Raw genomic sequence first — 20,451 nt, forward strand, 5'->3', positions numbered from 1 at the left:
GATTAAACATTGTAATTCCAGATTGTAGATTTTGGATTTTGGATTGATTTTTGAGGCTTAAGCAGCGACAAGCGGACGTCGCGCATCAAGCACAACTTCGGCGATCGAGAAATCGCGTTTGATTGCTAAATCGTTGAGATAACCAATCGGATCGTCAGCATTGAACACGCTACCATCAAATAACTTAATTGGCTGACGAGTGTAACTAATATCTAATCCCAGTTCCCTGGCAGCGGTACTAAAGACACCAACTTTGCAGATGCGTTCGACGATTTCTACCCAGTTTCTCGGAAACGGAGTATCACCCCAACGCGCCAGTTGCGTCATAATCCAAAGTTGTTCGGTACGACTCGGACGATTGATTGCTGAATCTGCGTAAAACTGGTGATGTGCATACTCCCGCATCGGACGATCCAAACTACACGTCGAGGTATTCGGATCTTCAATTTGGATATAAGTAAGATCTGTGCTAACGTACTCGCGTCGGGCGACAATTTCGCGAACTTCTTCAGAATTTGCCGGATCTGCGCAGTAACGGCAAGCTTCTAGCAGGGCTTTGACTAACGCAATGTGCGTGTTAGGATACGCTGCTGCCCAATCTTCGCGCACACCAAGAACTTTTCCTGGATGTCCTAACCAAATTTCTAAGTCAGTCGCGATCGTAAAACCAACACCTTCTTCCGCAGCGCGAATATTCCAAGGTTCTCCGACGCAGTAACCGTCAATTGTTCCGGCTTGTAAATCTACAACCATTTGCGCCGGAGGAATTGTTTTCAGTGAAACATCGCGGTCTGGATCAATACCACCTGCGGCTAGCCAATAACGTAGTAAAAGATTGTGCATCGAACTCGGATGTACCATCCCCATGCGATGCTGTTTATTGGCGGTCGAATGCAGATACGCTTTGAAGTCAGATAAGGTGTAAATGCCTTGCTCGTAAAAACGTTTATCGAGTGTGATCGCGTTACCGTTACGAGTCATTGTTAGCGATGTTGCAACAGGTAACGGACGGTTTTCGTGTCCTCCTAAAGTTAACCACATTGGCATCCCTGAAGGCATTTGCGCAGCGTCTAAATAGCCGCCACTGATACCATCGACAATTCCCCGCCAGCTGGTTTCGCGGACTAGGGTCACTTCGTCTAAACCATGCTTTGTAAAAAAGCCTTTTTCCTTGGCTACTGCAACAGGGGCGCAAGCTGTGAGTGGAACAAAGCCGATTTCGAGGTTGACTTTTTCTAAGCCATGACGGGAAATCGCCGCCGTTTTCCGCGCCCGAATTTTCTTAATACGTTTTTGCTGGTTGAGGAAGTAAATCATCTCACTGCGCAAGCTGTAGTAGCTGGGGTGTTCGACAACTTCCATGCGCTTGCGGGGACGCGGGATATCAACTTCGAGAATTTGACCGATTTTTGATTCGGGTCCATTAGTTAACATGACAATGCGATCGGATAGCAATACAGCTTCATCGACATCGTGTGTCACCATGATCGCGGTAACGTGGTTTTCCTCACAAATCCGCATCAGTTGTTCTTGCAAGTTACCACGTGTTAAAGCGTCTAGCGCCCCGAAAGGTTCGTCGAGTAAGAGTAATTTAGGACGGATTGCTAAAGCACGGGCGATCGCAACGCGTTGTTTTTGTCCGCCGGATAGCATCTCTGGAGGTTTATCGGCGTGAGGACGCAACCCAACCATATCGATGTGTTGTTCGACGATCGCGCGGCGTTCGCCTGCGGGTAAATCTTTCATCGTTGCATTTACCGCGAGGGCAATATTTTCACGTACTGTACGCCAGGGTAGCAGCGAATAATTTTGAAAGACAACCATGCGATCGGGTCCTGGTTTGGTGATGCGTTGTCCTTCTAATGTGACAACACCATCGGAGGGTAAATCTAAACCGGCGACCATATTTAATAGTGTTGATTTACCGCAGCCAGAGTGACCGATTAAGGAAACAAATTCGCCTTTTTTGATTTGGAGATCGATGCCTTTGAGGGCTACGTATTGCCCACCACCGGCTAAATCAAAGACTTTATCAATGTTATCGACAGCAACGAATACAGACATAGTAGTTTGGTAGTTAGTAATTGGTAATTGGTAATTGGGATTAAGTTTTTTGTCCTTGGGGTACGATTAGGGTTTCGATCCATGCCATAAGTTTGTCGAGGAGTAAACCGACGATACCGATGTAGACTAAGGCTAAAATGACTTCGCTGACGTTGTTGTTTTGGTAGGCTTCCCAGATGAAGAAGCCAATACCGACGATACCGGACATGACGATTTCTGCGGCGATGATTGCTAGCCATGCTAAGCCGATCGCAATCCGTAAACCTGTGAAAATGTAGGGTAAGGCGGCGGGAATGAGTATGTTGAAGAAATATTCTTTGCGGGTGAGTTGCAGCACTTTGGCGACGTTGTTGTAGTCTTGGGGAATCTGTTTAACGCCTACGGCAGTGTTGATTAAGATGGGCCATATTGCGGTGATGAAGATAACAAATAATGCTGCGGGTTCGTTTTGGCGTAATGCGGCGAGGGAAATGGGAACCCATGCTAGCGGTGGTACAGTTCGTAGTAGTTGAAAAAGAGGATCTAAAGCTTTGGACATCACTTTACTTGTGCCGATTAAAATCCCCAAAGCAATGCCGAAAATTGCCGCTAAAACATAACTAATTGCTACTCGTTGTAAACTAGCAAGGATTTGCCAAAATAAACCTTTGTTTGTTCCGCCCAGGTCAAAGAAGGGCCAAAAAATAAGTATCCAGGTGTCTTGAACAACTTGAATTGGTCCAGGTAAGGTTGCACCAGGCATTAAAGAAAATAATTGCCAGATTACTAAAAAGATTGCGATCGCAATTATTGGCGGTACAAGGTCGGGAAATTGTTTATTGATCCGCGATATCCACGGATTTTGTAAACTTCTTGCAGGACGCGTGCGTAATGTTGTCATTAATTCGGTTCTCCTTGTTGGTAGTTGGAAATTGGGAACTGGTAATTGGAAATCTGGTAACTATTACCCATTACCCATTACCTATTACCTCTTAGACATTGACTCGCTTGACTTTCAAACTCTGGAGATAAGCAGTAGGATTTGCTGGGTCAAACTGAATACCATCGAAAAATTGTTCTACACCACGCGATGTATTGGTGGGAATATCGGCTGTCGGAATACCTAATTCTTTAGCAGCTTCTTTCCACAAATCTTCGCGGTTGACTCTGTCAATTAAGGCATTGGCATTGGTTAAGGTTTCTGGCGGTAAAAAGCCCCAACGCACGCTTTCGGTAAGGAACCACAAATCATGGCTCTTGTAAGGATAGGAAACGCTGCCTTTTTCGTCTTTCCAGTACAACGCCGCCATCGAGCGATCGTCAATGGTGCGTCCATCACCCATGTTGTATTTTCCTTGGAATGGTTCAGTAAGAATTTCTACTGGGAGATTGAAATAGTTGCGTCCAGCTAAAATATTGGCAGCTTCTTGACGATTGTCAAAATTATCTAGCCACTGCTGCGCTTCCATAACCCCTTTCATCAAAGCTTTTGTCGCTTTAGGATTTTTATCGACCCAGTCGGCGCGAATTGCCAAGTATTCTTCAGGATGATTCTTCCAAATTTCTGCCGTTAAAGCTGCCATGTAGCCGATCTTGTCTTTAACAATTCGGTAGGGCCAAGGATCGCCAGTGCTAAAGGCATCCATTGTTCCTGTTTTCATGTTGGCAACAGTCTGCGCTGATGGTACTGGCATCAAGTTGATATCGGTATCAGGATTTATACCACCAGCAGCTAACCAATAACGAATCCAAAAATCTTGGTTAACTTGAGGAAATGTATGTGCTGCTTTAAAGATGTTATTTGACGATTTCAACTGACTAATAATTGCTTGTCCCTGTGCCAGCTTCAAATCGATGCCTTGACCTTGCCATTTAGATGCGACCGCAATTCCATTCCCATGAGTATTTAATTGCATTAACACATACATGGGAATTTTGACGTTACCTTTAGTGATGATGCCTTCAGTAATTAAATGTGGCATTGGCATTTGCCATTGACCGCCATCAATACCACCACCAGCCGAGCCGATTTCTATATTGTCTCTTGCTGAACCCCAAGACGCTTGTTTGGAAAGCTCAACTCCGGTCATACCATGCTTTGCAAAAAAGCCTTTTTCTAGCGCAATAATTAATGGAGCAGATTCAACAATTGGAATATAACCTAACTTAATTCTGGGAGTTTCTGGAGCTTGTTCAGGATTTACGTTTGTAGCCGTCACTTGCTGAACTTGCATTGTACTAACCGTTGTTCCTGGCGGATTTCCTAAGCATCCTTTAAGAAAAATTGAACCTAGCGCAGATGCTCCAGCCGTTAAAAGAAACTTACGGCGGGATTGATTTGTAAATTCGCTCATACGCTCTCCAAGAAAAATTTATAATGTCAATAAGCAATTTATTGAAAATCCTATTTAGTAGGAAATCCTTAGAAGAATCATGAATTCTAACTGAGGCTTGAGATGCAACCACTAAAATAGTGCTGCAAGTTTTACTAAAAAACTTACAGCTAATGTCTCAGTTAATGTAAAAATTTCGCTAGCTGTGCCTTCTCGCACTTAGCTGTGCGTTAAATGTAACTTTATCATCTTTAATTAATAATTGGTTCACCTAAAACCACAAATTATTAATGAAAAATTAAATGCTATGTATAGGGATTTTTAGAGGTAATTTTTGCGTGTCTATTCTCAGCAAATAGTACTCTTAAGTTTTATTTATCAATACTCCCCAAGCAACGTAATAATGTAGTTTTATTGCAAAACTGGTTGGCGATCGCTGTTAGGTGCTGTGAGGGTAATAAGTACAATAAATACTTGTGTTTTAGGCTGGTAATCAGCCACAACTTCCTACTACAAGGGCTTTTATTTTTTCTAATGAGAAATGTAAATTAATTCCTTATGCAAAGTTGATACATTACGAATACTGTCATAACAAGTAAGCTAAATTAATTACTAATACAAAAGATAAAAGAGTTCTGAACGAGGCAAATTCATGGCGGACATTGTTGATATTGCGGTAAGTGCAGGTTCGTTTAATACCCTAGTAGCAGCCGTACAAGCGGCTGGTTTAATAGAAACACTCAAAAGTCCTGGTCCTTTTACGGTTTTTGCACCGAATGATGACGCTTTTGCGAAACTTCCACCTGGTACAGTGCAAACATTGGTACAGAATATTCCTCAACTCACGCGGATTCTAACGTTTCACGTTGTTCCAGGTAAGCTGATGAAGGCTGATTTAGCCAAAGTTGATTCGGTGACTTCTGTTGAAGGTTCACCCATTAGGATTGATTGTTCTGACGGGTTTGAGGTAAAAAATGCTACGGTAATCGCGCCTGATATTGAAGCCGATAATGGCGTTATTCACGTCATTGATACCGTTATTCTGATGGGATAGATTATGAAGGGTGGGTATTACTCACCCTTTTAGGGTAATTTTTGCACCAACAAAAGTACAACCTGAGACAAGGTGACATGGAAGAATTATTAGAACTCAAAGAACTTCTTATTCATAAAGATTTTGAAGGTGCTTACGCTTTGGTTGAAGACTTGGAAGAAATGGGAAAAAAAGGCGTTGCTCGAAACGTTCGTTCTTATGCTAAAGTTTTACTTCTGCACCTGATCAAACAACAAGTTGAGCAGCGCACTACCAAGTCTTGGGATATATCGATTCGCAACAGTCTTAGGGAAATTAAATATCTTAATACACGTCCATCAGGCAAAGGAACGTACCTTAACAACGAAGAGTTGCGTGAAGTGATTGCAGGTGCGGTGGATAGCGCTATTGATCAAGCCTCAATTGAAGCCGCAGAAGGGATATACGAAGCGCGACAGATTGAGCAAAAGATAGATCGAAACGAACTGGTTAAACGTGCGATCGCGCTGATTCAATCAGGTAACTAAGCGAATATCTGTCTAACAGGAATTTGTAAGTTAGCAAGTAGTCGCGAATTTAATTCATCATTTGCAAACAGTGTTGCAACCAAGGTTAAAGCAGCTTTTTCGCGCCGATAAACTTCAATTTGTTGTTTTTGCCAATCAACTATCCAATATTCTTGTACGCCTCTAGACGAGTACAGTTTTAGCTTGACTTCTTTGTCGCGGCGTTCATTTTCACCACCACTAGACAAAACTTCTACAACTAATTCTGGTGCAGCAGTCAGATGTCCAGCATCATCTAATAATAGGGCTAATCTCTCATTACTTGCCCAAACGACATCAGGAATCACATTATCAGCATCAGAAAAAATAATTCCAGGTGCGATCGCTACTTGTCCTAAACCTGTAGACTGTGACCAAGCATTAACTTCTTGATAGATATTGCCACAAACTCTTTGATGATTCCAGTGCCGCGCTCTTGTCACAAACAACTCCCCGTCAATTATCTCATAGCGATTGCCGTTATCAGGCAACAACTCTAAATCGGCTGTCGTCCAGCGTAGTCGTTCAGTTGTAGGCTGCATATAAGCCCTCCGTTGTGAGTAATGGCTATATTTCAGACAATTGCTTATGATTGTTGCACTGAAATTCTTTGATAAAAGTGTTAAGTCAAGTTCTCAAGCTGCTGACAAACACCTGTAAAATTCTGCAAAACCTCATTATTGGTAAATCTAATCACTGTTAACCCATAACTTTCTAAAATTTTCGTTCTAGCTAAATCATATTCTTTGCCTTCCTCAGTAAAATGTCCTACACCATCAACCTCAATGACTAACTTTAATTGCGCACAGTAAAAGTCAACAATAAAATTATCGATAGGTCTTTGTCTTAGTACTCTAAATTTAAAATAACGCAAGTAGTTATTCCACAGCAGTTTTTCTGCTGGAGTCATATTTTTTCTAAGTTCTTTAGCCCTTGGTACAAGATCTGGATTATATGGCAAGTGCCATTTTGTACGAATTAAGTTTTTGCGCATCCCTCTAGCCCCCTTTGGAACGGGGAGAATAGAGTTCTCATAATATTTGTTACTTAATTTTTAAGCTACTATAGGTCTATAGTATAACCGTAAATATACTTAAAATAAAATTCCTTAAATAAAAAAGCCCCCTCACTAAGGGGGTTGGGGGTTTCTATCGATAATCTTGCCGTTGAATATAGCGTAAACGAGCAGCATCGCGAATACCGTACTCTGGGCGCGTGAAGCGATTTAATTGGGCTTCAAAAAACTCGCGATTGGCTTGTAAATGTTTTGGATTTGGGTCATCTAAAGGATACAATAATGCAGTCCGCAACGCTTGAATAACCGCAGAAGTGACGCAATACATGGAACGTTGAAAAGTGATGCCTAATTGAATGAGCATATCCTCTTCACCGCGACAGTGTTGGTGATAGTAATCAACTAAATATTGCGGCAAAAAATGCAACATATCTTGCATTAACAATGTAGGAGGAATGCCCGCAGTCCCAACAGGGAAGACATCAGCGTAGAGAATACCGTAGTGAAAATCTTTTTGATCGTCAGGGATTTGTCGCGCTTGCGCGTTGTATGACTTTGTGCCTCTAAATGGTGAAGTGCGATAGAACACCGCTTCGACATACGGTAATGCAGCTTCGTACAGCCATGTAAATCCTTTTGATTTGGGAATAATTTCGTAGCGTTCGCCGCGAATGTAGACATGATGATAAATCGGACGTCCGGCGACCGCAAAGATGCCGTTTACCAAGAAATTCATTGCATCGGGTACAGTTTTAAAATCACCAGCATCATAGCGATCGCTCATTTCAAAGAAGACTGGTGCCATCACTTCCCAGAATAATCCCAAATTGCTGTAGTACGACATTTGACGACACTGTTCCAAAAACATATCAGGAAACAGTTTATACATCCCTAGCATCACGGGATTACCTTTAAAGTAAGCTTTAATCGCTCTATCTGCGTTCGCTTTGTACTCGTCGCTGTCTAAGTACGAATCAAATTTATTGTAAGGCGCATACATTCCGCGATGCCACAACATTGCCCGCATACATTCTTCGGCAAATTCCATATTGATGCGATCGTGGAACCAATGATGCAACAGTTTGGGCATTTTGAAGGTTTCGCCCTTCTCCATAAACTCCAAAAGTTCAGGATGCGCTGTCGCTTCGCCTTTTTGCCAAATCCTTAAATCAGCATCGTCACCTGCATAGTGATTGTGCAGTTCCAAATACTCTTTGGGAATGAAGTATTTAAAAAACGGAAAAGGATCGAGAAAGACGCGTTCAGCAATATACAGCAAGTCCCGCCAATAAAAATCCATTGGTACAGCGTAAGCTTTATAGATGCCGATAATTTGCATCAGGTTTTCTGGTGTGTCGGGTAACATTGCCCCACCAGCTTCTAGACGGTGAATAACATCGGCAAATTCGTGTTGTGATGGTGGTAATTTAGCGGTTGGAGGTTGAATCGTTGCGGTCATGGTAACTGGTAATAGGTAATAGGTAATTGGTAATAAAGAAAAGTTAGAAGTAAATTCATTCAAAATGCAACTAGCCACTATTCACTAGCCACTAGCCACTCACTCGCTCCTCGCTCCTCGCTCCTTATCCCTACATTCTCGATTGCAGGAATTGTTGCTACCATTGCGGTTGTTGTTGGTTCACTCCAGCGCACTAGCCAAGTTGGTTGTACTCCCAAGAAGATAATTAAACCTGCCAAAATGAAAGCGGGGATTTTTTCAGACCAAAATACTTTGGGATAGTATGCGAGATTGTTGTCGAGTTTTCCAAAGCAAGTGCGGTTGAGCAAAATGACAAAGTAAACTGCGGTTAAACCTGTCGCGACAACGCACAAAATGGTTTGGATAGGAAAAACGGAGAAACTGCCCTGAAATACAATAAATTCAGCAATAAATCCCGTCATTCCAGGAATACCCGCGCTAGCCATACCACTTAAAACAAGAAGGGCGCTAATAACGGGTAAACCGCGAATTGGACTCATTAATCCATTCAGCTTATCTAATTCACGAGTACCGACTTTAGTTTCGACAACTCCAACTAAGTGGAATAAGATCGCCAAGATGATACCGTGGCTAACCATTTGCGAAACCGCACCAACAAGCGCCAAAGGAGTGCTAGCCGCTGCTGCTAAGAGTACGTAGCCCATATGACCGATTGAACTAAAGGCTACCATGCGTTTGATATCTTTTTGCGCGATCGCTGCTAATGCCCCATAAATCGCACTCGCTGCACCCCAAATTGCAAAAGTTGGTGCGAGAGTTGCCCAAGCTTCGGGAAATAAGCCCATCCCAAAGCGTAAAATGCCATAAGTTCCCAACTTTGCTAAAACTCCACCTAGCAAAATTGCGATCGGTGCAGAAGCTTCGACATAAGCATCAGGTAGCCAAGTATGGAAGGGAACTAAAGGAATCTTGATACCAAAACCGAGAATGATACCTGCTAGCAGTATGACTTGCAATGTTGAAGACAAAGTTTGCGTTGTCAGCGTATCGTAAGCAAAGCTAGAAGCACCAGTCAGCCACACCATACCTAAAAACGCAGCTAAAATTAGCGCACCAGATACAGCAGTGTAAATCAAAAACTTGATTGCAGCATAAGCGCGTTTCTCTCCACCCCAGATTGAAATGAGTAGGTAGAAAGGAATTAATTCAAGTTCGTAGAACAAGAAAAATAGTAAGAGGTTTTGTGCAGCGAATGCACCTGCTACACCACCGCTAACAAGCAAAATGAGTGAGTAGAAAAGTCGCGGACGTTCGGTTTGCTTGGCACTACTGTATATTGCTATCCAAGTTAGCAAACTATTAAGTACCAGCATCAGAATAGATAAGCCATCGGTTCCGAGTTGATAGCTTAAACCTAAAGTTTCATTCCAAGGAATGTTTTCTAAAAACTGCATTCCTGGAGTCATAATGTCAAACTTGAGGAGCAGAAAAATATTCCAAACGAATGTAAAACCAGCAATGAGAATTGCTGCAAGGCGAATACGTTCTGTGGGAATACTTTTAGGAAGGAGTGCTATAAGTGCCGCGCCTAAAATAGGCAACCAAATCAAAACACTGAGCATAAAGTCTATTACCTAAAATTTTTAATGATGTGTTCCTTCTGTTGTCCGAGTATCTCCAGTTGAGTAACCAGGCTCTCGATATTGTTGGTAGCAGTTATTTGTTAGTTACTAGCCACCAATAACTCTATAGAAATTAGGAATTGAGAATGACAGAAATGTAGGAATACATCAAATCCAAAAACTGATCTCCCCAAAACTGCCAACTCACTAAAACTCCAAACAAACCTACACCTAGTAACACCGTGAAAGCGTAAAACTGTGTTTGTCCAGAAGTGCTATACTTTAATCCTTCTCCGCCAAAGATTGAAATCAAACCAACTAAGTTAACGATGCCATCAACAACAAAGCGGTCAACAATATCGGTAACTTTAGAGATGATATCTACACTAAAAACAATGCTCAGACGGTACAGATTCGGTGTGTAAAAGTCGTATGCAATCAGGTCTTGTAAACCCTTCCAAGGTAGACGCACGGGTTTTGAGACCAGATTACCTAAATAAACAACACCACCAAGACTACAACCAAAGATACTCGACCAAATTAATAGTAAAGCCACATCTTTATTGAGCATTTCCCAATTCGGTAAAAGTGATAAACTTTGCAACACTAAAGGAAGATGCAACGTAAAGCCAAGTAGAATCGTCATTGGTAGAATCATAGGCCAATGAACTTCAGGCGATCGCTCGCTCATTTGCTTCGGCTTACCACCAAACACTAAACCAAATTCTCTTGTCAAGCTAAACGCAGTCAAAGCATTGACGACGATGATTAATCCCACTAACCAAGGTTGCGTTTCCCACAACGCTGACGCAAGTTTGAGTAATGCCCAAAAACTACCTAATGGCGGAAAGCCAATTAACCCCAACGTACCAACAATAAACGCAATACCAGATACCGGACGACGCGACCACAATCCACCAAGTTGCGTCACATCTTGCGTAATACTATTCCAAACAATTGCACCTGTACTCATCACCAAAAGCGCAGCAGCGACAGCATGAGTGAGTACCAATAACAACGCCGCTTCACTTTGTTGCGTACCAACAGCGATAAACACCAAACCCATGTATGCACTCACCGAATACGATAAGCAGCGTTTGATATCTATTTGGGCGATCGCAATCAAAGAACCACCCACCGCAGTCACGGCACCAATGCCCACCAACGCAGACATAACAATTGGCGATAAGGCCAACACAGGTTGCAATTTAATTAATACCCAAGCACCACTCGCGACAACAACTGAATTCCGCAAAATTGTACTAGGAACCGGTCCTTCCATTGCCTCATCTAACCATAGATGCAACGGAAACTGCGCGCATTTACCCATTGGTCCTGCAATTAATGCTAAACCAATAAGTGTTATCACTGTCGGATCGACGTTTGCAGTCGCCGCCCACTCTGCAAGTTCAGTAAAGTTCCAAGTTCCTGCTAGTGGTAATAACGCCAATACTCCCATCAATAGAAATAAGTCACCAACGCGCTTTGTTAGAAAGGCATCTCTTGCACCCGTAACAACCAACGGTTGACTGAACCACAACCCTACTAATAAATAAGTTCCCAACGTGAGGATTTCCAGAATCACATAGCTGAAAAACAGCGAGTTGCACAACACCAGCGCGCACAATCCAGCTTCAAACAAACCGAGTAGCGAATAAAACCTTGCCCAACCCCAGTCCATTTCCATGTAACCGAAGCCGTAAACTTGCGCTAGCAAATTTATTCCCGTAATCACAACGAGTGCGGCAACACTCACCGAAGATACTTCGATGGCAATAGTCAGGTCTAAACCCGCCGTATTCAACCAAGGAATAAATATTTGTTGGGGTGGTTGATGCCAAGTTGCTGGCAAGCTCAGTAAGCTATGTAAAAATGCCAGAAATGTCATTATAAAATTGACATATCCTGCGGGTCTTGGTCCTGTACGTCGTAAGATTCCTGGCGACCAAGGTACAGCTAAAAGGCCACCAATTAACGCATAGCACGGTACAACCCAGACACTCTGGATGAGAAATTCCATCAGAATTGCCTCTAAAACTCGAAACGACTAAAAATTTTTCATACTAACGCATGAGACTTACGAAACCGGAATAGTACCAACTCACGCTTTAGTTATTTAGTTATTTGATTTAAATAAAATTTTAACTTTTTGAGTGTTAAAAATAAATTATTGCTTCAGTGGAATCTACGATAGTTTCTATAATTTTTATTTATTAGTAATGCCTATCACGGAGTTTACTAATAGTAATCATTGATTTTTACTTATATTAATTGTTAACTATAAGCTCTAGTCAATGATTTGCATAGATAAACATCTATGTATAAGCTGAGTGTATTGGGAAGCGATCGCCTGAGTTGAATTGCACCATCAGCATTGAGGGATGGTAGTCTAAATAGTATTGCTGGATCAATCTTCGGAAATGAGAATCGTTGTCCAAGAAATTAATATTCCGAATACAAGCCTTGCAATATGCTCTTTACCGCGTATTGATTTTGCAGATGCGTTTAGATGCGAACTTCCAGAAAATCAGCTTCAGAATATAGATTCAGTCACACGCGCAATCTTTTTAACGATACCGCAGTGGATTACAGCCCTATTGGAGCTACGCAACATCATAGTTCGTCCATTTGGTTTGAAGACATCAATCGATGTAGAACCCTCTAATGTGCAAGACGAACTGAAACCAGGAACAGCAGTTGGTGTATTTGAAGTACTTAACCGTAGGTTAGACGAGATTATGCTCGGTGAGGACGATCAGCATCTCAATTATCGAGTTTCAGTCCAATTAGAGCGTGAGGAGGAAAAATGCTATGTGATTATTTCAACTGTAGTCACATTCAACAACTGGTTAGGTCGAGCCTATTTTGTTCCAGTCAAACCAGTGCATAAGATAATTGTTCCAGCCATGATTAGAAAGGGTGTGGAGAATTTAGCAAGCAGCATCGTCGATCTGAGATCTTAAAAACACATTGCAGTAGAAAGACAACTAGAAATTCTTGGCGAAGCAGCAGGTATATCTGAAGCTTTTCGACGTACACATTCAGAGATTAATTGGCGCAAAATTGTCAGCTTACGGAATATGCTTATTCATCGCTACGATGAAGTTCAACAAGATATTCTCTGGAATGATCGTCACCTCAGAACTCATGACGTTGCTAACTCAGCTAGAACCTTTATTACCTCCGCTATGTGATGAAGATAAGTAGTGCGATCGCTCATAATTAAATTAAGCAAACTTTAAGTTCTCTGGTAAAAGGAAAATAATCATGCAACTGGAAGATTTCTTTGATTTTCTAGCTCCTGATGATATTCGGATCAAGAATCATCGTATTGGCATTGAAACTGTATTGTACGAGTACCTCTTTCATGCTCGTACACCTGAAGAAATTCAAAAGACTTATCCAACTTTGACACTAGAAGAAGTGTACGCTACTGTTTTGTACTACTTGCACAATAAAGAAACTGTAGAGAGATACATTGAAGACTGGCTAGAGTGGGGACATCAGCAACGCAAAGCCCAAGCATCTCATCTCCATCCGATTGCTGAAAGACTTCGGAAATTGAAGGCGGAAAAACAGGCAAAGATGATAGCAAATGGTACTAAAGTATTTGATGGATGAAAACGTTACTCCAGCTTATGTAACTCAAATTCCAGGAATATTTCTTCTAAATCCTAGTTTAAGTATTGGAGAAAACATTGATGAACTAATCCTAATTGCAGAAGGTTCATTTGACGACGAGTATCAAGATCAAATTATCCATTTACCTATGACCTAACTTTCGTTACTGCACAATGCAATGTTTATCCATCTAACGATTAGTATCAAAAGTTATATTCTGGCTTGATATCGCGCAACATTAGTTCTTCTAACGCTTGTCGTGGTGTAATTTCTGCTTGTAATAATCTATAAACTTGAGTTGTAATTGGTACAGAAATGTGCTGTTGATTTGCCTTGGCGATTAAAACTTGCGTCGTATTCACACCCTCGGCTGTTCCTTCTAGATGTTCGAGAATTTCTGCTAAATTTTTACCTTGCGCTAGTTGATAACCTACTTGGTAGTTACGACTTAAGGGACTATTGCACGTTGCGAGTAAATCGCCTAATCCTGATAAACCGTAAAAAGTTTCGATTTTTGCACCCCAAGCAACACCAATGCGAATAATTTCGGCGAGTCCTCGCGTCACAAGTGCGGCTTTAGCGTTCGTTCCCAAGTGTAAACCGTCACAGACACCAGATGCGATCGCAATTACATTCTTGATTGTCCCGCCGAGTTCTACGCCAATTGGATCAGAATTAGTATAAACGCGAAACCGATGCGAAGAAAACACCATTTGCACCGTTTCTGCTGCGGTAATATCTGTACTAGCGACAACAGTTGCAGCAGGTAAACCTTGCTGAACTTCTTTTGATAAATTAGGACCGCAAAGCACAACAATGGGATGATCAGGAAATGCAGCTTGCCAAATTTGCGCGGGAGTTAACGTCGTCGTTGGTTCTAACCCTTTGGTGGCTGTCAAAAAAATTGTTTCTGGTGCAAATGACAAAGATTGAATTTGTTCGACAACTGATCGCACACCTTTCATCGAAATTGCCGAAACGATAATATCTGCACCGTCAACGGTTTCTGCTAAACTACACTCAAGATGACGCGACCATAAACGGACATTATGCCCTGTTGCCGATGCAAGGTTTGCCAAAGTCGAGCCCCAAGCACCAGCGCCCAAAACTGCAACTAATTTTGGTTGAATTCCCTCGTTATTGCTAAGGGAATCTACATCACTGCTAATCAACTAACTAAGTAGGTAAACAAATTATTGATCCCACGTTTCTAGGTTAAGTGACAGGGGACAAGGAGATACATTATTGTGTGCTTTTCCATATACCAATTACCCATTACCCATTACCATCTTGTACATTACGTTTATTTTCAGCCACTTACTTAAAATCGACTGCGTGGATAACGTTGCATTAATTCTCTTACCTGTTCAGCATGATAAGAACTGCGAGTTAAGGGAGAAGATACGACTTGCAGAAAACCTAACTCTTCTCCAAACTGTTTCCAAGCATCAAACTGTTCTGGCGTAACGAATTCAGCAACATTCAAATGTTTCTGACTCGGTTGTAAGTATTGTCCTAATGTGAGAATATCGCAATCAACCGCACGCAGATCTGCCATCACCGCGCGAATTTCCGCGTCAGTTTCCCCTAACCCAACCATTAATCCTGATTTAGTATAAACCCAAGGGGCAAGATCGCGAGAGCGACGCAGTAATTCTAAAGTGCGATCGTAATTTCCCTGCGGACGTACCCGACGATACAGCCGAGGTATCGTTTCTGTATTATGATTTAATACCTCTGGTTGCGCTTGTAAAATTATCTCTAACGCATCCCAGTTGCCACACAAATCAGGAATCAGTACCTCAATCGTTGTCTGTGGCGATACTTCCCGAATTGCAGTAATACACCGCACAAACTGCGACGCGCCACCATCAGGTAAATCATCGCGATTGACTGAAGTAATCACAACATGATTGAGTCGCATCCGGCGTACCGCTTCTGCAAGTCTTTCGGGTTCTGTCGGATCGAGTGCTTTGGGTTTTTTCTCAAAATCTATATCGCAATACGGACACGCACGGGTACACGCAGGTCCCATAATTAAAAATGTGGCAGTACCCGCGTTAAAACACTCGCCAATATTGGGGCAAGATGCTTCTTCGCACACCGTATTGAGTGCTAAATCTCGTAAAATCTCTTTAACGCTGCCAACACGCTCCCATTGAGGCGCTTTGACTCGCAACCAATCTGGCTTAACAGTCACGATTGACGACTATATTAATAATGTGAATCAGTTACATCTTAACAGGCAAAAACGCCCTAGTTGTGCATCGCAAGTTACAGGGCGATGGAATAAATAATGTCTGTGCAGGTTGGTAATGGGGAATTGGTAATAAGATTTAATTAGCTGTTGCCTATCGCTTCGGTGTAAGCGCTACCTTTTAAGAGTCGATCTAAAGTCATGATACTGAGTGCGCCGGTAACACAAACACCAAACAGCGGAATCATCACTGTTGGAAATGTCGCGATATTCTCCATCAGAGGAACTTGCAATAAATTAAAGGTTAAACCTGTGCCTACAGCGATCGCAAAGTCCAATACACTAAAGATGTGAAACATCGTGTACCTACCGCGAAACCTGAGTAAGAGAACCACAGGTACTAATAACCCTACTGCTAAATCGCCATAACCAGCATTGGCGGCAAACCTTTCTGGAAGCAAATTTTGACTTCCATAATACAAAAACCACAGCCCAGCAGGAATCCGCCACAGATGGAATAGAGTTAAATACTTCAAGTCGAGCGACCTGATATAACTATGAAAATCTGCATTTGAGTAGTACACCGCAACAGGAATTTTTATTCCCATCACGACAAGTAGCGCAATCCAAATCAAGTCAATCTTGGTAAAAAAACCGCAGTACCCTGCAATTAAAACCGCAATCCCCCAAAGTGACAATACTAGAAAAAACCAACGCTGGGTAATCGAATGTTGACTCGTCATCATTTTGAACTCCTTGAATTTAAGTGCATATACACATAAAACTTAAAAAATTAGCTTTCGCGAAGTAACGATACTGTGTCAGACAAATGAGATAATAATGTTTGCCAACGGTCTTGACCTAGTTTCTCAATGACTTTAGCTTGTGCTTGTTGCCATAATGGCAGTGCTTTAGCTAAGGCTGCTTGACCTTTTTGCGTTAAACTAACAATCCGCACTCGCTGATCTTGTCCTGGTTCAATACGAATCAAACCTTCGCGTTCTAACGGTTTGAGATTGCGCGTTAGCGTTGTTCGATCCATCACTAGTTCTTGTGCTAAGTGTGTGATTGATACGCTTTCTGCAACGCTAAGCGCGGCTAGCAGTGTAAACTGATTCGCCAAAATTCCACTCGGTTGCAACACTTGATCGAAAAGTTGCGTAATTACACGCGATGCTTTCCGCAGATTGAAGCAGGTACAGTCACTAGCGACAGTTTTAATTAATTGAGTTTGGTCTTGCATAATTTAAGTGTATATGCACTTAAATAGGATGTCAAGTGAATCGGTAATAGGGTAAAACATGATTAAACCCTGACTCGTGTACAAACAGTTAGACTAAAAACAGCACAGAGGACGCGACTTATGAGTGAAAATCGTTCTCAATGGGATTTGGGTAGGTTTATACAAACCCTGACCTTTTTTGAGGTGATTCCTTTTATCGGGTGGTTACAGCGCTTGATTCCAGGATTTCAAGATTCTGAGATAGTACCAACGGGAGAAAAACGAGTGCGAGTCGTATTAGTTGCTGGGGCGACAGGTGGTGTTGGTAGGCGCGTGGTAAAACGGCTAATGAATCGCGGTTACAAAGTGCGATCGCTTGTTCGCGATGCTGAAAAAGCCAAGGAAATACTCGGCGATAATGTTGAATTGTATGTTGGCGACATCACAAAGCCAGAAACTCTCACTCTAGAAATGATGGCAGATGTGACAGCGGTTATTTGCTGCACTGCCGTACGCGTTCAACCTGTGGGCGGAGATACCCCAGACCGTGCTAAGTATAATCAAGGCGTTAAATTCTATCAACCCGAAATCGTCGGCGATACTCCAGAATCTGTAGAATATTTAGGCGTCAAGAACTTAGTTGCAGTTGCAGCAAAACACTTTGCGACAGTTCCTGCTGATGAGAAACTAATCTTTGATTTTGCACATCCTTCTGAAGAGTTAAAACGCATTTGGGGTGCAGTAGATGATGTTGTCATGGGTGGTGTGAGTCAGAGTGAAATTCGATTTGTGGAAGATACTGCCTTATTTACTGGTAACGTCTCTACTGCAAATTCAGGCGGTTTTGCTTCTGTGAGAACCAAAAACTTTGAACCACCGTTAAACTTATCAGGCTATCAAGGAATTAAATTGCGCGTGAGAGGCGACGGAAAACGCTACAAGTGCTTCATCCGCACCGATACTAAATGGGATGGTACAGCTTACTCGTATTCCTTCGATACAGTCAGCAACACTTGGATAGATGTTGATATTCCTTTTGCGGATTTGACTGCGGTGTTTCGTGCCAAAACTTTAAAAGATGCGCCTGCGATTGATGCGAGTAGAATTGCTTCGTTGCAACTGATGTTGAGTAAGTTTGAGTATGATGGTGAACTCAACCCCAAATTTACACCTGGTGGTTTTGCCTTACAAGTTGAATCGATCAAAGCTTATGCTGGTGCTAAGTTACCACAGTTTATTTTAGTCAGTTCAGCAGGAGTTACGCGCCCTGGACGTCCTGGAATTAATTTGGAGGAAGAACCGCCAGCGGTAAGATTAAACGATCAACTTGGTGGAATTTTAACGTGGAAGTGGCGCGGCGAAGAAGCGCTAAGACACAGTGGTATTCCTTACACAATCGTTCGCCCTTGTGCTTTAACTGAAGAAGCTGGAGTTCAACCGTTAGTTTTCGCTCAAGGAGACAATATTAAGGGTAAAGTTAGCCGCGATTCAATTGCTGAACTTTGTTTGCAGGTGTTAGAACAACCTAAAGCTTGTAATGTCACGTTTGAAGTCAAAGCAGAAACTATCACTTCAAGTTCTGGGGGAGATTTATCGCAGTTGCAACCCGATTAACACTCGTCGTTATTGTTTTAATAATCGACTACGTACGGTACTGCTTTAGTCGAATCATCCAAAAAATCTTTCCTCTGCATAATCTCGTAGAGGTTAATGTCTTCTTCGATTAAGCAAGCGTGTCCGCTATACGGTAAAAATACTGTTTTAACATTATCGAAAACTCTAGCTAGGTGTCGTGCTTCAGCAACCGACGGTAAAAGGCGATCGCGTCTACTCGCTACAACCAAAATCGGTTGAGTTAACTGGCGTAGCTGCGCATCACTCACATCAAATTCTTGCACTAAAGACAATCGCCATAAAACGGTTTCTGGTGGAACCGATCGCATCACGTGGAGGAGATCTTTGCGTTCAGTTGGGGCAATTCTATCAAGGGAAGCAATGAAGGCGAGTAGCCCTAACGCGCCAAACGGATAAACCCAGCGCGGAACGATATGAATTAACTGCGATGCCCAACCATACCACGAACGGCGATGAAAAGAAGACGCAGGATTCACTAAAATAATTCTGTCAAAAAGTTGTGGTGAGTGGAGTGCGACTTTAATCGCGAGACAACCGCCAAACGATTCACCACACAAATAAACTTTGCGTTGCGGATTTTCAGCAATTTCTAGTTCAATTAAATCGACGACTTGCTGACTAAGATCTGCCCAACTTGTTAAATCATCTAACGGAATTGACAAACAACGAACATCAAACGCAACTTCTAAGCCCTCGGTTTGCGATCGCAGCAGTCGCCCCGTTCCATCCATTCCTGGTAGAAATACAAACAAGGGATACTGCGACTGAACTTTGTTCGGTGTCAAGAAAACAGGTTTGCTCTCAATTTCTGACATTGTTAAATTTGGATAGACTTAACTCTGCTGTAAGTAGATAGGGATCAAGGAAAAAAGTTTTATATTGGTTTATTAACTAGTTATTGAAAACTTAATAAAAATTCCTAATAGAATCCTTGGCGTAGTAGTTGCGCAATTTCCGTTTGGCAGTAATGCGTTAATTCACTCACGGCTTTTTTTGCCTGTTTGCCTTGATATTCCATCTGCTGTTGGTGTGAAATCCAATAGGGACGTCCAACTAAAACCGCAACACGACGATAAATCACTAACGGATGCCAACCCGACTGATCGAACAAAGGTTCCGAAGGATCGAACAAGCTGAGTAGCTTTAAAGGCACCGCCGAAGTGTTCACTTCTTCTAAAGAGGCGATCGCCATCGGTAGAATCGTTAAATCTGTGACAGGCTTTGACAATGTACCAGGTGTCGTAGCGCGTAAAGCCAAATGCGCGAACCCACGCTGAAAGTTACCCAAATGATCCGGCTGCGTAAACGTCACCATCGGTTTTGTTCCTTCTGGAAACACGCCCACGACTTGAGAACTATTTAACAAATGCAAAGCCTGCTGAAAAAAGCCTTGCTGTCTTTTTTCTCTTGCCTCTAGGGGAAAGCATCCTAGAAGATCTGTGACGATTTCGCGCATAATTGGTACTTGCGCCATATAGTGATGGCAGGCAAAGCGAATCGGTCGCTCTAAAGCTGCCATGAGAATTGGTGCGTCCATAAAACTGCGATGATTGCTCACCACAAGCACAGGACCACTGCGAGGAATGCGATCCTCGTAGTAGCGAAACATTTGAGTTCCTACCGAAGCAAGAAACCCTTGAGAAACCTGCAAGGCGTTATTTGCACTCATGCGTTGCCGTGTCAATTATGCGTCTAGGATATCTGTAAGCCGATTAGCTTTACTTAACTAAAATGTTACATTTAT

The 20,451-nt window shown here is 42.4% G+C and carries 21 protein-coding genes; 7 read left to right on the plus strand and 14 right to left on the minus strand.

The features are described 5' to 3' along the window. Nucleotides 1-57: 57 nt before the first annotated feature. The 3 genes from GLO7428_RS16875 to GLO7428_RS16885 all read right to left on the minus strand — a co-directional run bounded on the left by GLO7428_RS16875 (nt 58) and on the right by GLO7428_RS16885 (nt 4,397). Complete coding sequence (locus tag GLO7428_RS16875; RefSeq protein WP_015189782.1) at nt 58-2,064, minus strand: nitrate ABC transporter ATP-binding protein; 2,007 nt, start codon at nt 2,062-2,064, stop codon at nt 58-60. A gap of 40 nt (nt 2,065-2,104) precedes the next feature. After that, on the minus strand, nt 2,105-2,944 hold the full coding sequence (gene ntrB / locus GLO7428_RS16880; RefSeq protein ID WP_015189783.1) for a nitrate ABC transporter permease: 840 nt from the start codon (nt 2,942-2,944) through the stop codon (nt 2,105-2,107). A gap of 91 nt (nt 2,945-3,035) precedes the next feature. Then, entirely contained in the window at nt 3,036-4,397 is a 1,362-nt protein-coding gene (locus tag GLO7428_RS16885; protein ID WP_015189784.1) for a CmpA/NrtA family ABC transporter substrate-binding protein, read from the minus strand. A 631-nt stretch (nt 4,398-5,028) separates the two neighbouring features. Between GLO7428_RS16885 and GLO7428_RS16890 the strand changes: the two genes are divergently transcribed. Both GLO7428_RS16890 and GLO7428_RS16895 read left to right on the plus strand, forming a co-directional pair. Then, a complete protein-coding gene (locus tag GLO7428_RS16890; RefSeq protein ID WP_015189785.1) occupies nt 5,029-5,430 on the plus strand; it encodes a fasciclin domain-containing protein in 402 nt (133 codons plus the stop codon). A 77-nt stretch (nt 5,431-5,507) separates the two neighbouring features. Further along, a complete protein-coding gene (locus GLO7428_RS16895; protein WP_015189786.1) occupies nt 5,508-5,936 on the plus strand; it encodes a DUF29 family protein in 429 nt (142 codons plus the stop codon). On the opposite strand, the gene GLO7428_RS16900 is transcribed toward GLO7428_RS16895, so the two are convergent. From GLO7428_RS16900 to GLO7428_RS16920, 5 genes are all read right to left on the minus strand, one after another. Beyond that, nucleotides 5,933-6,496 (minus strand): Uma2 family endonuclease, encoded by a 564-nt coding sequence (locus GLO7428_RS16900; RefSeq protein WP_015189787.1) that lies wholly within the window; start codon nt 6,494-6,496, stop codon nt 5,933-5,935. The two genes, GLO7428_RS16895 and GLO7428_RS16900, sit on opposite strands and share 4 nt — an antisense overlap. 80 nt (nt 6,497-6,576) lie before the next feature. Continuing rightward, on the minus strand, nt 6,577-6,948 hold the full coding sequence (locus GLO7428_RS16905) for an endonuclease domain-containing protein (protein ID WP_015189788.1): 372 nt from the start codon (nt 6,946-6,948) through the stop codon (nt 6,577-6,579). A 154-nt stretch (nt 6,949-7,102) separates the two neighbouring features. Beyond that, complete coding sequence (locus tag GLO7428_RS16910; RefSeq protein ID WP_015189789.1) at nt 7,103-8,428, minus strand: CO2 hydration protein; 1,326 nt, start codon at nt 8,426-8,428, stop codon at nt 7,103-7,105. A gap of 77 nt (nt 8,429-8,505) precedes the next feature. Next, the gene (locus GLO7428_RS16915) at nt 8,506-10,032 is read right to left on the minus strand and encodes an NADH-quinone oxidoreductase subunit M (protein WP_015189790.1); all 1,527 of its coding nucleotides are present in this window, start codon (nt 10,030-10,032) and stop codon (nt 8,506-8,508) included. 133 nt (nt 10,033-10,165) lie between these two features. Further along, the gene (locus GLO7428_RS16920; protein WP_041918670.1) at nt 10,166-12,055 is read right to left on the minus strand and encodes an NAD(P)H-quinone oxidoreductase subunit F; all 1,890 of its coding nucleotides are present in this window, start codon (nt 12,053-12,055) and stop codon (nt 10,166-10,168) included. Nucleotides 12,056-12,452: 397 nt separating this feature from the next. Here GLO7428_RS16920 and GLO7428_RS16925 point away from each other — a divergent pair, with 397 nt between their 5' ends. From GLO7428_RS16925 to GLO7428_RS27390, 4 genes are all read left to right on the plus strand, one after another. Further along, nucleotides 12,453-12,995 (plus strand): DUF2867 domain-containing protein, encoded by a 543-nt coding sequence (locus tag GLO7428_RS16925; RefSeq protein ID WP_015189792.1) that lies wholly within the window; start codon nt 12,453-12,455, stop codon nt 12,993-12,995. A 51-nt stretch (nt 12,996-13,046) separates the two neighbouring features. Further along, nucleotides 13,047-13,226, plus strand: a complete 180-nt coding sequence (locus GLO7428_RS29765) for a HepT-like ribonuclease domain-containing protein (protein ID WP_369792533.1) — start codon at nt 13,047-13,049, stop codon at nt 13,224-13,226. A gap of 73 nt (nt 13,227-13,299) precedes the next feature. Next, nucleotides 13,300-13,653 carry a DUF433 domain-containing protein gene (locus tag GLO7428_RS16935; protein ID WP_015189793.1) on the plus strand — a complete coding sequence of 118 codons (354 nt, stop codon included), beginning with the start codon at nt 13,300-13,302 and terminating at the stop codon, nt 13,651-13,653. Beyond that, entirely contained in the window at nt 13,646-13,810 is a 165-nt protein-coding gene (locus GLO7428_RS27390) for a hypothetical protein (RefSeq protein WP_231295498.1), read from the plus strand. Before GLO7428_RS16935 ends, GLO7428_RS27390 begins: the two co-directional genes overlap by 8 nt. 46 nt (nt 13,811-13,856) lie before the next feature. Here the strand turns inward: GLO7428_RS27390 and GLO7428_RS16940 are convergent, their stop codons facing one another. The 4 genes from GLO7428_RS16940 to GLO7428_RS16955 form a co-directional block, all read right to left on the minus strand. Further along, a complete protein-coding gene (locus GLO7428_RS16940) occupies nt 13,857-14,825 on the minus strand; it encodes an NAD(P)H-dependent glycerol-3-phosphate dehydrogenase (RefSeq protein WP_015189794.1) in 969 nt (322 codons plus the stop codon). Between the two features lie 149 nt (nt 14,826-14,974). Further along, on the minus strand, nt 14,975-15,853 hold the full coding sequence (gene lipA, locus GLO7428_RS16945) for a lipoyl synthase (protein WP_015189795.1): 879 nt from the start codon (nt 15,851-15,853) through the stop codon (nt 14,975-14,977). 140 nt (nt 15,854-15,993) lie between these two features. Further along, nucleotides 15,994-16,596, minus strand: coding sequence for a hypothetical protein (locus GLO7428_RS16950; RefSeq protein WP_015189796.1), 603 nt, complete (start codon nt 16,594-16,596; stop codon nt 15,994-15,996). A 47-nt stretch (nt 16,597-16,643) separates the two neighbouring features. Continuing rightward, entirely contained in the window at nt 16,644-17,093 is a 450-nt protein-coding gene (locus GLO7428_RS16955; RefSeq protein WP_015189797.1) for a MarR family winged helix-turn-helix transcriptional regulator, read from the minus strand. A gap of 120 nt (nt 17,094-17,213) precedes the next feature. Between GLO7428_RS16955 and GLO7428_RS16960 the strand changes: the two genes are divergently transcribed. Next, nucleotides 17,214-18,686, plus strand: a complete 1,473-nt coding sequence (locus tag GLO7428_RS16960; RefSeq protein ID WP_015189798.1) for a CIA30 family protein — start codon at nt 17,214-17,216, stop codon at nt 18,684-18,686. A 17-nt stretch (nt 18,687-18,703) separates the two neighbouring features. On the opposite strand, the gene GLO7428_RS16965 is transcribed toward GLO7428_RS16960, so the two are convergent. Together GLO7428_RS16965 and GLO7428_RS16970 are read right to left on the minus strand one after the other, a co-directional pair. After that, nucleotides 18,704-19,522: an alpha/beta fold hydrolase gene (locus tag GLO7428_RS16965; protein WP_015189799.1), complete on the minus strand. Its 819-nt coding sequence runs from the start codon at nt 19,520-19,522 to the stop codon at nt 18,704-18,706. Between the two features lie 104 nt (nt 19,523-19,626). Beyond that, complete coding sequence (locus tag GLO7428_RS16970) at nt 19,627-20,376, minus strand: 1-acyl-sn-glycerol-3-phosphate acyltransferase (protein ID WP_015189800.1); 750 nt, start codon at nt 20,374-20,376, stop codon at nt 19,627-19,629. Nucleotides 20,377-20,451: the final 75 nt, after the last annotated feature.

The organism is Gloeocapsa sp. PCC 7428 (assembly GCF_000317555.1).
Lineage (GTDB): Bacteria > Cyanobacteriota > Cyanobacteriia > Cyanobacteriales > Chroococcidiopsidaceae > Chroogloeocystis.